Source organism: Polyangium sp. 6x1 (assembly GCF_029946515.1).
Classification (GTDB): domain Bacteria; phylum Myxococcota_A; class Polyangia; order Polyangiales; family Polyangiaceae; genus Polyangium.
The window spans coordinates 99,294-112,977 of sequence record NZ_JARZHH010000016.1; the positions used below are offsets into that span (position 1 = coordinate 99,294).

A 13,684-nucleotide genomic window follows, 5' to 3' on the forward strand; every position below is an offset into this window, starting at 1 on the left:
CATTTTCGCGCGCGTCACGCGCGGGACCCGTCGCTCGGGGCTGCGGAAAGTGGCGGAAGAGGCCGGGCATGTCAAGCACGAGTGGAGTGTTTCCATCTCGAACGTGCACGCCGGTCACGGCGAACGCTTCAGGACGGGCGCATTCCTTTGGGCGCAGGAGGCGTCGCATGGCGCGGATCGTCCGGCCAGGCGTGTTTCGGGTAGCGCCGCCTGAGCTCGCGCGCGATGGCCGGGTAGTGCCGCTCCCAGAAACCGGCGAGGTCGGTCGTCACCTGAACCGGGCGCTGGTTCGGCGCGCAGAGGTGCAGCACGACCGGCACCCGGCCCCGCGCCACGCGCGGCCCTTCGGCCAACCCAAAAAAATCCTGCAGGCGCGAGGCCGCCGAGACCGTGCCGTCGGGGCCGTATTCGAGCCGCAGCCGCCGCCCGCCCGGGAGCTGCATCGTCTCGGGCGCCCACTCGGCGACGCGCCGCGCTTGTTCCGCCGTGAGGCGATGGGCCAGCGCCGCGCCGAGATCGGCCTCGCGCAGATCGGAAAAACTCTGCCGGCCCACGCAGAGCGCGCGCAGCGTCTCCACGATCGCCGCCTCGTCGAACAGGGGGATGCCCGCTTCGGGGCAGTGCGTCCGGACGAACGCGACGCGCGCGAGCCATAGGTCGAGGCCATCTCCGCGGACAAACGCGCGGTAACCGCGAGCGCAAGCCGCCTCCGCGAGGGCCTGGCCGATGCGCTCGATCGAAGCAGGATCGGTGGCCGCTACGCGCGACTCCTCCAGCACGAGGCCCTCGTACGCGAGGCGCCGCGTGACCTCCACGCGCTCCTGCGCCGCGTTCCATCGGACGTCGGTGGTGTCGGTGATCGCGTCGGTGAACAGGTCGAGCAGCCAGTCGGCCTCGACGGCGCTCGCCGCGCGCACGACGACGCGGCCCTTCGTGCCCTCCGTTCGTTCCTCGACGTCGACGGCGACGACGTACTCCTCCACGCCGAGCACGCTCGACTCGGCGAGCACCGCCGAGCCGCCGGTGGCGAACACGATCTCGCGGCCGCTCCTCCCCGTCGCCGTCTCGGGCCTGCGCATGCGGCCCACGCGATCGGGGTAGCCCGCGAGCGTCGCGAGGAGCAGCGCGCGCTCGCGATCGAGCGCGCTCGCGGGCCGCTCGGCCTTGCGACGATCGACGAGGCGCGCGAGCTGCTTCGCCGCGCGATCCACGGCGAAGACGCGCGTCGGATCGAGGCCGAGCGCGCGCAGCCGATCCGGCGCGTGCCCTTCGAGCTCGGCCATCTCCAGTTGATCGAGCGCGTGGAGCAGATCCGATCGGTGCTCCTCTCCGCGCCCACCGCCGCGCCGATGCGACGCGCCCGAGACGCTCACCTCGCGCTCGCCGAGCAGCGCCGCGAGCACGCACCCTTCCTCGGCGACGCCGCGCGCCTCGGCCTCCACGACGAGCCGCGCCTGCCGCGGATGCGCCGGGAACCGGAGCATGCGCCGGCCGAGAGGCGTCACGCGGCGCGCCTCGTCGATCGCGCCAAGGCGCCGCAAGAGCTCTTCGGCAGCGGTGACGGCGGCGCGGGGCGGTGGATCCAGAAAGGGAAGCTCTTCGAGCGGGCCCACGCCCGAGGCGCAGAGCTCGAGCACGGTCTCGGCGAGATCCACGCGCAGGATCTCGGGCGCGTCGTGCTCGGGACGCGCGAGCAGATCGCCGCGCGTGAAGAGACGCAGAGCTCGGCCTGGTCGTGTGCGTCCCGCGCGACCCGCGCGCTGCGCCGCCGAGGCACGCGCGATCTTCGCGACCTTGAGCGTCGGCAGGCCCGACCACGGCGCATACGAGGCGACCCGCGCAAGTCCGCTGTCGATCACCGCGACGACACCGTCGATCGTCACGCTCGACTCGGCCACGTTCGTCGAGAGGATGATCTTTCGACGATCGGCCGGACGCACCGCGCGATCCTGCTCGGCCGGCGTGAGCATCCCGTGCAGCGGCAAGACGAGGAGGTGCTCGGCGTCCGCGATCGGACGCAGCGCCTCACCCGCGCGGCGGATCTCCGCGGCGCCCGGCAAGAACACGAGCACGTCGCCGTCGAGCCCGTCCCGCGCGAGGCGGCGCACCGCGGACGCGATCTGCGCTTCGAGCGGCCGATCGTCCGTGCGCTCGAGGTGCTCGATGTCGACGTCGTACATGCGGCCCATCGACCGCACGATCGGCGCGTCGAGCCACGCCGCGATCGGATCCGTTTCGAGCGTCGCCGACATGACCACGAGCCCGAGATCCTTGCGACGCTGGCGCGTGAGGCGCGCGAGGAGCGCGAGCGCCACGTCCGCGTGCACGTGCCGCTCGTGGAACTCGTCGAGGACGACGACCGAGACGCCTTCGAGCATCGGATCTCGCACGAGCCTGCGCGTGAGCACGCCCTCGGTGACGAAGCGGATGCGCGTCGCGGCGCTCGACACGTCCTCGAAGCGCATCGTGCAGCCGACGGTCTCGCCGAGCTTCTGCCCCATCTCCTCGGCGACGCGCCGCGCCGCCATCCGCGCGGCGAGGCGCCTCGGTTCGAGCACCAAGATCTCCCCCGAGCCCGCGAGGCCGGCCTCGAAGAGCGCGCGCGGCACGCGGGTCGTCTTGCCCGCGCCCGGCGGCGCTTCCAGGACGAGGCGGCGCCGCTCGGCGATCGCCGCGCAGATCTCGGGGAGCGAAGGTTCGATCGGCAGCGCCATCGAGCCCTACGTCCGCCTCGCGCGCTCGCGCAGCACCGAGAGCACGGCCGCGTGATCGTCCGGCGTGACCACGACCTTCAGGAAGCCTCCCCGGTCAATCACGATGCATCGATCCTTGCCCGGTCGCTCCATGTCGAGGTGGAACCAGTACGGCGCCGGGCCCATGCCCCAGAGGCGCAGCTTGCCCGTGAGCCAGCCCATCGGCAGGTCGTCCACGCGGAGAATCTCGCTGTACGGGATCCGCTTGCTGCCGACGGGGAAGTAATATCGCTTGATGGTGAGCGCATCGTCGTCACACACGACGTGCGGGTCTTCGTACAGGACGGTCATGGGGGAGGCCTTGGGGGCAGGTGACCCTGGAGACAATACCCCCGACCCGCGCTCCGGGGAGGCCGAGCGGCGATCGGCGCGGCTCGATCTGGCCCGCACCCGGGTCTCGATGTAGAAGGGACGAACGGGCCCTTCGGGGGCCGGAGCGAGTGAAATCATGCGAGTGCTCGTCTGCGAAGATCAGGACGCCATCCGCCGGATGATCGAGACGCTGGTCGGTTCGAGCGGTCACGAGGTGGTGGGCGTCGCCACGGGCGCGAAGGCCGTGGAGCTCGCCTCGACCGAGCGGTTCGACATCCTGCTACTCGACCTCATGCTGCCGGGCGCGCTCGACGGCTTCGAGGTCTGCGCGCGCCTGCGCGCCCATGAGTCGACGAAGGATCTGCCGATCTTCGTGATCAGCGCGATGGACGACCCCGAGTCGCGCGCGCGCGTGAAGGACGCCGGCGCGACCGCGTTCTACGCCAAACCCTTCCGGCCGCTCGAGCTCCTGAAGGACATCCAGGCCATCGCGGCGGCCACCCGCAAGTGACGCGAAAGAGCCGCTGATCAGGCGGCTTTTTCGTACGTACCCACGAGCTCCGCACGCTCGAGCACGTGCCCTTCCATGGCGCGCTCGAGCTCGGCCTTCGTCGGCGTGCCGAGGTCCGGCAGGATCACGTCGAGCGCATAGAGCTTGTGGAAATAACGGTGCCGTCCGATCGGCGGACACGGTCCGCCGTACGCGTCGCGGCCCCAGTCGTTTTTCCCCGCCCGCGCGCCCGCAGGCAGCTCGGCGCCCGCGGACAGGTCCGTCGCCGTCGGCGGGAGGTTGTAGACGACCCAGTGCACCCACGTCCGCTTCGGTGCGCGTGGATCCGGCGCGTCCGGATCGTCCACGATCAGCACGAGACTCTGCGTGCCCGGCGGGACCGACGAGAAGGCGAGCGGCGGCGATCGATCGTCGCCCTCGCAGGTGTGCTCCTTCGGGATGTGGCCGTTCGGCGCGAACGCGGTGGACGTGATCGTCAGCATGCTCCTCCTCCGGCGCCCGTGGTCGTTTCACGCGCGGCGCCTGGAACATCTGCGGCCCGCGGCGCCGCCCTCCCATCCCTGGTCGACGCTTGGGGGCTACGCCCGGACGAGCCGGGCTACGCCCCCAAACCCCCGGTCGACGCTTGGGGTCTCCGTCGCGAGCGGTTCGGCCCGGTCGGACCTGACACCCTCGCGAAAACGAGATACATCGTGCGCCATGGCTCTACGCGCGAACGTAGCCCGATGCGCGAGCATGATCGCGCTCGGCCTCGTGGTCTCCACGATCGGCTGTCAGGAAGAGAAGAAGCCCGCTGCGCCCATCGTCGACGCGGGCACGGATGCCCAGACCGGGCCGGTCGTCGGCGGCAAGCTCGGCGAGGCCCTCGCCGCCGCAGCCCAGGCGCCGCCCGCGCAGTCCGCTGCGCCGAAGGACGGCCCCGCGGGAGGTCCGCCCGAGTCCGGCATCTTCGAGCCCGCCGCGGCCGACGCCGCCCACGCGCCCACGGCCGCGCCCAAGATCGAGCTCTTCGGCGACGGCAGTGAGCCGAAGGTCCCGCTCTCGTACGCATTCGCGGGCGGCGACGAGCGCAAGACGACGCTGCTCCTCCAGGTGCGCGCGGCGCAACAAGGTTTGCCGCCGCTCATCGTCGAGCTCGTCTTCAAGGCCGACAAGGCGAAGGACGACAAGAAGACCGACAAGGCGGCCGAAGCGGCCCCGGCGGGCAAGCCCGTGGTCGTGAAGCTCGGAGCGGTGAAGGCGATCCGCGGCGACGTGCCGGCCGAGCTCAAGAACCTGAAAGACAGCGTGATCCGGTACCGGCTCCAGCCTTCCGGGATCGCCACGGATCTGGCGGTCGAGTACCCCAAGGACTCGACGCCGGGGATCGAGCTCGTGACGGGCTCGCTCGTCGACGCGGTGCTCGCGTCGACCGTGCCCTTGCCCGACAAACCGGTCGGCGTCGGCGCGTACTGGATGGTGACCGATCGGGCGCGCTCGTCGGGCGTGGACGTGCTGCGCTACCGCGTGGCGAAGGTGGAGAAGCTCGACGGCAAGCGGGCGACGCTCTCCCTCGAGGTCCGGCAATACGCGGCGAACACGACGCTCGGTTTGCCCGGCCTGCCGAAGGACGTGCCCGTGTCGCTCGAGCGCTACGAGTCGCGCGGCAAGGGCGAGCTCGAGGTCGGCGACACGCGGTTCATGCCCGAGCGAGGGCAGATCGCGCTCGTGATGCAGTCCCTCCTGAAATCACCGAATCAGCCGGCGGGTCAGCAGCTCGTGATCCAAACGGAGACGAAAGCCGCGCTCGGGGCCGCACCCTGACGCGCACGACGGGCGCACGTGGAGCGGGCGATCCCGTCCGCTCCGCGGCGTTTTCCGTGCGGCACGTTCCTTCTTGGCGGCGACGGGTGTTGGCGACGCTCGTGCATGAAACCCCTGCGGGAGGCGCGGCGGGCCCGTCCGACGGCGCGGTCCTCGCGGTAGCAGCATGGGGGACGCCAAGAACAAGGACACCGCGAAGCCGGAGATCCCGGCGAGCCTGTCGAATTTCCTCGCCGATGCCTCGCTGACGGAGGGCCAGAGGCGCCGGATCGCGCTGTTCCGCAGCGTGGAGAACGCGGTCTGCTCGCGCATCGAGCAGATCTGCGTGACGAGCGGGCTCGACGTCGTGGACGTGGCCGTGCTCGTCGTCGACGTCTCCGCGCACGAGCTGTTTTTCCAGGACGATGAGCCCGTCGGCACGTGCGTGCTCATCGGGCATCGCGACAAGGTCCACGCATTCCTGCGATCGGCGCTTCCTCCCGCGGAGGATGCTCCGTTCGATCCGTACGAGGATCTCCGGACGGCCGCGCCCGCGCGTTGCGTCCGCGTGATGATCGTCGATCAGGAGTCGCTCACCGTGATGAGCTACGGGACGTTCGTCACGGTGCGGCTCGACGCCTCCGAGATGCCGGAGGCGTGAGCCTCAAGAATTGCCAGGCTGGATCCAGGGCGGGGGAAACGTGAACGTGCTCCCGCCCGGCGGCCGGATGCCCGCCTTGTGCTCCACGACGATCTGCACGCGTGGTCCCACGCGCATCTCCAGCGGCCCGTGATGCTCGTGGAGATCTCCGTCGAGCACGTACCGCACCACACCCGAGCGGGCCTCCAGGATCGCGTGCTCGGCGAGGTGGTCGTACGTGTGCTCCTCGCCCATCGGGCGCGCCTGCCAGATGTCCGGGAGCTTCTTGACGAACCCGAGCGCGCTCGTGTGGATGCCGAGGATGTGGAAGCGGCCGGGGACGTGCCCCGAGCGATAAAAAGGCCGGAAACCGAGGCCAATCTGGTCGACCGTGCCCGCGGCGATGCAGAGGTAGTCCCGCATGGGCAAACGCACGCCGCCGGACAGCTCGACCGAGCCTTCCCAGCGCTCGGCGACCGGCGTCCGGTGCCCGAGCATGACGTTCTTGCTGGCCTCGTAAAGCGTGGACGCGGCGTGGACGGGGTTCGGCTCGGGGTGCCGGTAGTACTCGGCCATGTATCCGTGGATCGCGCCCGTGCCGAAAATGAAACCGTAATGGTCGTCGATACGCATCGTGTTGCGTTCGACCACCCGGAGCGAGGCCTTTCCGCGCTCGTTGTAGCGGGCGATCAGCGCCGAGAGCAGGCCGTCGGGCTTGCCGCGGGGCACACCCACGGCGTTCGCGACGGTGTTCATCGTGCCGCCGCGCAGGAACGCGATCGGCGGCAGCGGCTCGTCGCTGTAAACCTCGAGGAATCCGGTCAGGGTGATGTGATTCGTGCCGTCTCCGCCGGAGATGCCGAGCACGTCGATCTTGAGTTTTCGGAAATCCTCCGCGATTCGCGCGAGGTCCTCCCGCGTCCGCGCGGTGCGGACGACGCCTCGATCACCGAGGGTCCGCGCCAGCCGCGAGGCCGCGGCCGGGTCACGACGGTTCTGTCGGGAGCGAGGGTTCAGAACGACGCCAATGCCACCCATGTGATCATCCGTTACGGGATTGCGTCGAAACGTCAAGAACTTCGCGACGGCGAAATGCTTCAAAACGCCTGCGAAATGGCCTTCGCGGAGGTGGCGATTCGATTACGCGCGTAGCTCGAAGCGTTCGATCACGACTTCCCGCGTGGAGTTTTCCAGCGGGCTTCGAGATGGACACGCACGATATCGGCCATGAGCCCGATGTGCGCGCAGTGATCGGGCTTGTCGTCGCCGGTGTAACCGCGGACGTGGAAATCGCCCTTGTCGTAGCGGCGGATGAGATCCAGCCCGAGCACGTCCGCGCGCTTGGCCTTCTTCGGCTTGCCCTTGAGCTCACCGATGACGTAACTCGCGACCTCCGTCGTCGACGCGTAGCCGGGCGGGATGATCGACGAGTGGCTCAGGAACATGAAGCCCTGCTTCTTCGCGGCGCGCTTGGCGTAATCCAGGAAGACGTCGATCTGCTGCGTCTTCAGCGCCTTCGAGCGCTCGTCGGTGTAGCCCGTGTGCAAGGAGTCGAGCAGGATGACCGCGTCGACCTTCTTGCCGGCCGGCTGGCGGAGGATCTGCTCGATCGCGCCGTACCCCGCGCTCCACGACGAGAGCGCGAGCTTGCGGACGTGCGCCTTGGGGTTCCCCGTCTTCTTCGCCATCGCCGCCTCGACGCTGGCGAGGAGCTGCGTGAACGTGTTCGGCGTGGCAAACCCCTGCGCGTACGCGCCCGAGCCAATGCCGAGGTCGATGCCGACGAGGACGCTGCCCTTGGCGGTCTTGACGAACTCCTTGCGGATGGGCTCGTGGCCGTGGAAGTGGACGACGAGGTCGAAGCCGCCGTTCTTCGTGATGCCGCCCTTCTTCGGGGCGATCATCTGGCCGATCGAGGGCTCGTTCGACCAGCGGTCGTAGATCCCGAAGCCCGGGTCGGGGGTCATGCAGGGGTGGATGCCGCCGCGGCGCTTCTTCGCGGGCGCGCTCGACTTCGCTTCGCCCTTGGGCGCCTCCGCGCCGGCCGACTCGGCCTTGGGCGCGACGAGGACCGCGGGCTTGTTGTCGGCCTCTTTTTTGGCTTCCTGGGCCTCGGGCTTGGGCGCGGCGTCCTCGGCCGACGCGGGCAGGGACGCGAGGAGGGACGTCGCTCCGAGGAGCGAGACGAGCGCGCCGATGCGGTAGAGGCTCTTCGAGGAAAGGGAAAAGAAGCGCATCCGGGTCTTTGCCTCCTCGCATGAATACGGCGGAGAGGCCACTTTATTGCCGCGGACGGCCAGACGCGTGCAGAAAGTTCGTCGGTCTCAGCGGCCGGGGTAGCCGCCACCCGGGGGAAAACCGCCGCCTGGGGGCATTCCACCCGGGGGAAAACCACCGCCCGGGGGATAACCGCCGCCGGGGGGATAGCCCTGCGGGACGGCCTGCATCGGGTAGGGCTGGGCCGCGCCGGCGTCGGCGGCGGCGAGGATCTGCTCCTCGGCCTGCGAGGCGAGCTGCGCGACCGTGGCGGCCTGCTCTTGCGCGGAGAGCTTGCTGAAGAAGGCCCAGAACTCGGGCTCGCGGCCGACGTGCACCGTGGAGAGGACGAGCACGATGGGGACCGCGGGCTTCTCGATGTCCGCGAGCTCGGTGGCGCGCCTGCGCCAGTTCGAGAGGCCCTCGAACATGCGCACGGTCCACTGGAAGCCGAGGCCGAGGAGGAGGCCGACCATGACGCCCGCGACGAAGATGTCGGCGTCGAGCGGGAACACGAAGGCGGCGATGAGCCCACCGACGCCCGCGCCGATGACGAGGCCGGGCTCGCCGCCGTTGTGCTGCGAGGCGAGCGTGAGGAGCGCCGCTGCCTGCATGCCGGAGTTGCCCGTCTTGGCGGCCTCGCGCAGCGGCAGGAGCGTCGAGAGGCGCCGCGAGGCCGCCGCGCGCACGCTGAGGAAGCTCGCGAGCAGCGCGATCACACCGATGAGCACGCCGAGGCCGACCGCGAGCTCGCGCGAGAGCAGGCCCTTCGGCAAGGGCTCGCGCACCTGCGCGGTCTTCGCCTTCTCCTGCTCGGCGTCGGCGGCCTTCTTGAGCGCCGCTTCGGCCTGTTTCGTCGACTCGAGCACCTTGTCGACGGGCGCTTCGCCGAGCGCCGCGAGCAGCTTGCGCGCGGCCTCGACCTGCGACTTGTAGTCCTCGCCGGGCGTCACGGCAGCCGCGGTCGAGACCGCTTCCCAGCCGCCCGTCGCCTCGGTCTTGGCGCCGGTCACGGCCTCGACGATCGGCCGACACGGCGCGAGCAGCTTGACCTGCTTGTAGGACGGGAGCGCCGAGGGCCAGGCGAGCTCGACGTCGGGCTCTTTCTCCTTCGGCGGCGGCGGCTTCTTGCCTTTCACCGGCGGCGGCGTCGCGCTCGGCGTGGCCGTCGCGGCGAGGCGCGCGGCCTTCGCGGAGGCCTTGAACACAGGGATCTCCGTGTTCAGCCGATCGGCGGCGGTCTGGCAGGCCTTCCCCTGCTGCGCCTTCGCGTCCGCGGCCTTCGCGGCGGCGATCGCCGCGGGGTCGGGGACGAGCCGTCCTTCGGCTGTGACGAGCCGCACGACCGCGCCTCCGAACGAGAGCACGAGCACGGTCAGCGCGATGATCGTCCAGCGCATCTCCTCGCGTCGGGTGTAGACGTTCACCGCGCTTCCCTCATCACGGAATCCGTGGCCCCAGAGCGGCGCCGGCAGAGCCTCGACATGTCGTCTCCACGTCTAACCGAGACGGCTGAAAACCGCTACCTTCTGAAGGAGGCCCCCCGTATTTCCGCGGCGCGTCGGCCAGAAGGTGGGCCCGCCGGAACTTTCTGGTGTAGGGGACTCGGCAACGTGTCCGTCGTCGAACGAGCGTCCGCCCGCGCGGAGGTGGCCTCTCCAGGGGCTTCCCTCGAAGAGGTCTACGCGCCTCCGAAGAACGCGGAGCCGGTCGAGCCGCGGCGTGAGGCCGAGGAGAAGGCCGCGGAGAGCCCGCTCCGAGCGGCGCCGTGGGTCGCCACGACGTACTTCGGCGAGGGGCTGCCGTACTCGATCGTGCATCAGGTGAGCGCCGAGCTCTTCACGGCGTTCGGCGCGAGCCTGCAGGCGATCGGGTACACGGCGTTCTACGGCTTCGCGTGGAACGCGAAGTTCCTTTGGAGCCCGCTCGTCGACGTGTACGGCAAGAGGCGAGGCTGGGTCGTCGCGACGCAGATCGCGCTCGGGCTCGCGGTGCTCGCGCTCGCGATGCCGGCCGATCGCGGGGATCTGACCGTGGTGGCGTGGGGGCTCATCGCCGTGTCGATGCTCGCGGCGACGCAGGACATCGCGGTGGACGGCTTCTACCTCGACGCGCTGCCGGAGAAGCGGCAAGCGGCGTTCTCGGGGCTGCGCGTGGCGGCGTTCCGGGTCGCGATGCTGGTCGCGAAGGGCGGGCTCGTGGTGCTCGCGGGGATCGCGGGTGGCTGGCGCTACGCGTTCTTCGCAGCGGCCGCGATGATGCTCCTGCTCGGCGTGGGGCACGCGTTGTTTCTGCCGCGTCCCTCGGCGCCCGTGCGGGCCGAGGGCGAGGCGAGCGTGGTTCGAAACGTCGACGCCTCGTACATGCAGGCGTTCGTCACGTTCCTGCGCCAGCCCAAGGTCGGCCTCGTGCTCGCGTTCATCCTGACGTTCCGCGCGGGCGACGCGCTCATGTTCGCGATGCACACGCCTTTCCTGAAGGATCTCGGCCTGAACCTCGCGCAGCGCGGGTTCGTGAGCGGCACGTGGGGCACGGTCTCCTCGATCGCGGGCTCGATCCTCGGAGGGATGCTGGTCTCGCGGCTCGGCCTCGAGCGGACGCTCCTGCCGATCTCGATCCTCCAGAGCGCGGCGATCCCGCTCTACGCGTGGCTCGCGTGGACGCGACCGGGGATCGCGGCGATCACCGCCGTGGTGCTCGTCGAGCAGTTCGTGGCCTACGCAGGATCGGCCGCGTTCATGGTCTTCATCATGCGGCGCTGCCAGGGCGCCTACCGCGCGTCGCACTTCGCGATCGGCAGCGCGCTCATGTCGCTGGCGACGACGCTCGCGGGATCGGTGAGCGGGCACCTCGCGCAGAGCGTCGGGTTCACGACGTTCTTCCTGCTCGCGTTCGCGGCCTCGATCCCGGGCGTGATCCTGTCGATGTTCGTCCCGACGAACCGCGCGGACGAGGCGTCGGCGTAGAGCGTCCCCTCGGGGCTACATGGCCCGCGCGTCGTCGCTCCGGATCTCGGGCGCCTCGCTGCGCGGGACGGCCTCGCTGCGGGGCGGTGCTTCGGGCTGCGGCTCGCGGACGATGCGGGGCTCGATCCTGCCGTGCTTCCAGGCGTAGAGCCCGCCCGAGAGCGCGCCGTGGTCGTCGCTCGACAGCCAGACGAACGGGTGCTCGCCGATGCAAGGCGCGCCGTCGGGGCCCGAGGTGGCCGCGGACCACGAGCCGCTGTTGCCGATGAACACGGAGCCCTCCCACGAGCCGTCGGGGTTGTGCGTGTGGCCGAAGATGACGGCGCGCGCGTCGTGGATCCGCGCGACGTTGTGCATCACGCGGCTGACGCGGAGCCACGTCTCGGCGAGCGGAGGCTTCGGGACGAGGCGATCGTAGAGCACGAAGAGCAGCAGCGGCACGAGCGCGCCGAGGAGCCCGAGCGGCATGCCCACGACGCCGAGGAACAGAGCGCCGAGCGCCGCGCCGACGAGGATCACGAACACGTGATCGACCCAGAGCTCGCGCACGACGCGGAGGAAACGCGACTCGGCGGGCGGCTCGAAGAGGCGAGCGTGACGCGCGACGGCCGCGACGCGCTCGCCCGTCTCACGCGCGCAGGCGAGGACGTTGCCGCGGTAGCGCGCGCGGCAGAAGGGCCGCCGCGAGCGCCAGAGGCGAGCGAGGATGCGCGCGGTGCCGAACGCCCAGATGAGCGCGAGCCAGCGGCGTGACGGGAGGTAGTACCGCGCCCAGTGCAGGAAATAGCCGAGCTTCGTCATCATGACGGAGCTGTCGTCGTGCGGGTTGAAGTAGCCGAGACGCGAGACGAGCAGCCGCGTCCCCATCGAGCCCATCGTCGCCACGATCTCGCGCCCGCCGTCGTCATACGGGGCCATCGGGTAGCGGTAGCTGCAGTAGGGGTCGTAGAGGTGTCCGTGCTCGATGAGGACACGATCGGGCGTGACGTGCATCCACGCGCGGAAGTGGATCCGCGCGGCGATCGCGGCACGCGCGCTCGGGCTGCGATCACGCGCCAGGAGGGCGCACGCTGCGTCGCAGAGGCGGGCCGCGAGGTGCGCGCGGACCTCGGGCAGCGTGAGCAGGATGTCGTGGTTGCCCGACACGATCACGATCTCGTGCCCCTCGTCGAGCACGCGCCCGAGCGCTTCGAGGACGATCGGGTGATCGTCCAGGATCGCCGCGATCGCCGGCACGCCATGCTCGGCGTCGCGCGGGAGATCGTGGCAGACGCTGCGGCGGTCGATCACGCGCGGGGCGTCGAAGTCGAAGACGTCGCCGTTCAGCACGAGCGTCATCCGCTGCCCGCGGACGGCATGCAGGACCGCGCTCAGCATGCCCGCGATCTCGCCGTCCGGCAGGAAAGCTCGCTGCCGATGACGCATCCACGGACCCGCACCCGGCTCCACTTCGCAAAGGTGGATGTCCGAAATCACGAGCGTGTGATGCATTACGTTAAGGATGGCACGGCGACGCGTCGGACGCCTGCCAGGGGATCTCCTAACAGCTCGAAATCATTGGGAACGTATGAGGTCCGTCGGCGGCGGCCCGAGGGGGTTTTGGGGCCTCGCGAGGGCTTGCCGAAGGGTGGCGCGGACGCCCAGGTTCTACCGAGGCGGAGGGGAGCGATGCGGGCAACGGAGGCGTTGGGGCGGGCGATCGGCGGCGTTTTGTCTCCGATCACGGGGGAGGGGAGCCTGCTTCGTCGAGCGAGGCTCTTTCATCCGGACGGTGTCTTGTTCCGGGCAGACGTGCGGCCGCTCGCGCGCGAGGGCGCCGCGGGCGAGCTCGCGCAGAGGCTCGCGGGGCCTGCGCTCGTGCGGCTGTCGAGCGCGTGGTGGCGTCACGAAAAGGAGCTGCCAGACGCGCTCGGGATCGCGGTGCGCTTCTGCGGCCGCGCGCCGACGGCGACGTCGGTGGAGGCTTCTGCGCGCGATCAGGACCTGCTCTTCGCGACGTTCCAGCACGTCTGGTCACTGCCGTTCGCGCCGCTCACCACGAACGTGCACGACTACCTGGCGAACGACTACCACGCGATCCTGCCGTTCTACGTGCTCGGGCTCGGGCGCGTGAAATTCCGGCTCGTGCCGGCGCGGCAGAAGGGGGCGCAAGGCAGCCGGCGCGAGCGGCTGGAGCGGGCCGTCGCGGCGGGGAACGCGGTGCTGCGGCTCGAGGTCACGCGCGCCGGGGTGCTCGGCGTGCGGCTACGCTCGGCGGAGCAAAGCTTGCGGCTCTCGCGATGGGAAGGGGTGGCGCTGATCGATCTGCAGGAGCGATCGCTCGTGGATCAGGAGGCGCTGTCGTTCACGCCGTTCCACGCGGGCCGCGGGATCATGCCGGTCGGACCGTTCCAGATGATGCGCGCTGCCACGTACGCCGCGAGCCGCGCGGGGAGGAAGGTCGCGTCGATCGAGGGATAGTCCC

The 13,684-nt window shown here is 70.3% G+C and carries 12 protein-coding genes; 5 read left to right on the forward strand and 7 right to left on the reverse strand.

Features of this window, described 5'->3' with window-relative positions:
- Positions 1-128: 128 nt before the first annotated feature.
- Positions 129-2,714 carry an ATP-dependent helicase HrpB gene (gene hrpB / locus QHF85_RS17440; RefSeq protein ID WP_281328332.1) on the reverse strand — a complete coding sequence of 862 codons (2,586 nt, stop codon included), beginning with the start codon at positions 2,712-2,714 and terminating at the stop codon, positions 129-131.
- A 6-nt stretch (positions 2,715-2,720) separates the two neighbouring features.
- Positions 2,721-3,044: a hypothetical protein gene (locus tag QHF85_RS17445; protein WP_281328333.1), complete on the reverse strand. Its 324-nt coding sequence runs from the start codon at positions 3,042-3,044 to the stop codon at positions 2,721-2,723.
- Positions 3,045-3,201: 157 nt separating this feature from the next.
- Between QHF85_RS17445 and QHF85_RS17450 the strand changes: the two genes are divergently transcribed.
- Positions 3,202-3,576, forward strand: a complete 375-nt coding sequence (locus QHF85_RS17450) for a response regulator (RefSeq protein ID WP_281328334.1) — start codon at positions 3,202-3,204, stop codon at positions 3,574-3,576.
- 17 nt (positions 3,577-3,593) lie between these two features.
- Here the strand turns inward: QHF85_RS17450 and QHF85_RS17455 are convergent, their stop codons facing one another.
- Positions 3,594-4,058: a YbhB/YbcL family Raf kinase inhibitor-like protein gene (locus tag QHF85_RS17455; protein WP_281328335.1), complete on the reverse strand. Its 465-nt coding sequence runs from the start codon at positions 4,056-4,058 to the stop codon at positions 3,594-3,596.
- A 217-nt stretch (positions 4,059-4,275) separates the two neighbouring features.
- Here QHF85_RS17455 and QHF85_RS17460 point away from each other — a divergent pair, with 217 nt between their 5' ends.
- Both QHF85_RS17460 and QHF85_RS17465 read left to right on the forward strand, forming a co-directional pair.
- Positions 4,276-5,379 carry a hypothetical protein gene (locus tag QHF85_RS17460; protein WP_281328336.1) on the forward strand — a complete coding sequence of 368 codons (1,104 nt, stop codon included), beginning with the start codon at positions 4,276-4,278 and terminating at the stop codon, positions 5,377-5,379.
- Positions 5,380-5,545: 166 nt separating this feature from the next.
- Positions 5,546-6,019, forward strand: coding sequence for a hypothetical protein (locus tag QHF85_RS17465; RefSeq protein ID WP_281328337.1), 474 nt, complete (start codon positions 5,546-5,548; stop codon positions 6,017-6,019).
- Between the two features lie 3 nt (positions 6,020-6,022).
- On the opposite strand, the gene QHF85_RS17470 is transcribed toward QHF85_RS17465, so the two are convergent.
- The 3 genes from QHF85_RS17470 to QHF85_RS17480 all read right to left on the reverse strand — a co-directional run bounded on the left by QHF85_RS17470 (position 6,023) and on the right by QHF85_RS17480 (position 9,681).
- On the reverse strand, positions 6,023-7,036 hold the full coding sequence (locus tag QHF85_RS17470; RefSeq protein WP_281328338.1) for a diacylglycerol kinase family protein: 1,014 nt from the start codon (positions 7,034-7,036) through the stop codon (positions 6,023-6,025).
- 128 nt (positions 7,037-7,164) lie between these two features.
- A complete protein-coding gene (locus QHF85_RS17475) occupies positions 7,165-8,235 on the reverse strand; it encodes a hypothetical protein (protein WP_281328339.1) in 1,071 nt (356 codons plus the stop codon).
- 87 nt (positions 8,236-8,322) lie between these two features.
- On the reverse strand, positions 8,323-9,681 hold the full coding sequence (locus tag QHF85_RS17480) for a hypothetical protein (protein WP_281328340.1): 1,359 nt from the start codon (positions 9,679-9,681) through the stop codon (positions 8,323-8,325).
- Positions 9,682-9,867: 186 nt separating this feature from the next.
- Here QHF85_RS17480 and QHF85_RS17485 point away from each other — a divergent pair, with 186 nt between their 5' ends.
- A complete protein-coding gene (locus QHF85_RS17485; protein ID WP_281328341.1) occupies positions 9,868-11,220 on the forward strand; it encodes an MFS transporter in 1,353 nt (450 codons plus the stop codon).
- 15 nt (positions 11,221-11,235) lie between these two features.
- On the opposite strand, the gene QHF85_RS17490 is transcribed toward QHF85_RS17485, so the two are convergent.
- Positions 11,236-12,645 carry a hypothetical protein gene (locus QHF85_RS17490; RefSeq protein WP_281328342.1) on the reverse strand — a complete coding sequence of 470 codons (1,410 nt, stop codon included), beginning with the start codon at positions 12,643-12,645 and terminating at the stop codon, positions 11,236-11,238.
- Between the two features lie 243 nt (positions 12,646-12,888).
- Here QHF85_RS17490 and QHF85_RS17495 point away from each other — a divergent pair, with 243 nt between their 5' ends.
- Positions 12,889-13,680 carry a hypothetical protein gene (locus QHF85_RS17495; RefSeq protein WP_281328343.1) on the forward strand — a complete coding sequence of 264 codons (792 nt, stop codon included), beginning with the start codon at positions 12,889-12,891 and terminating at the stop codon, positions 13,678-13,680.
- Positions 13,681-13,684 lie beyond the last annotated feature (4 nt).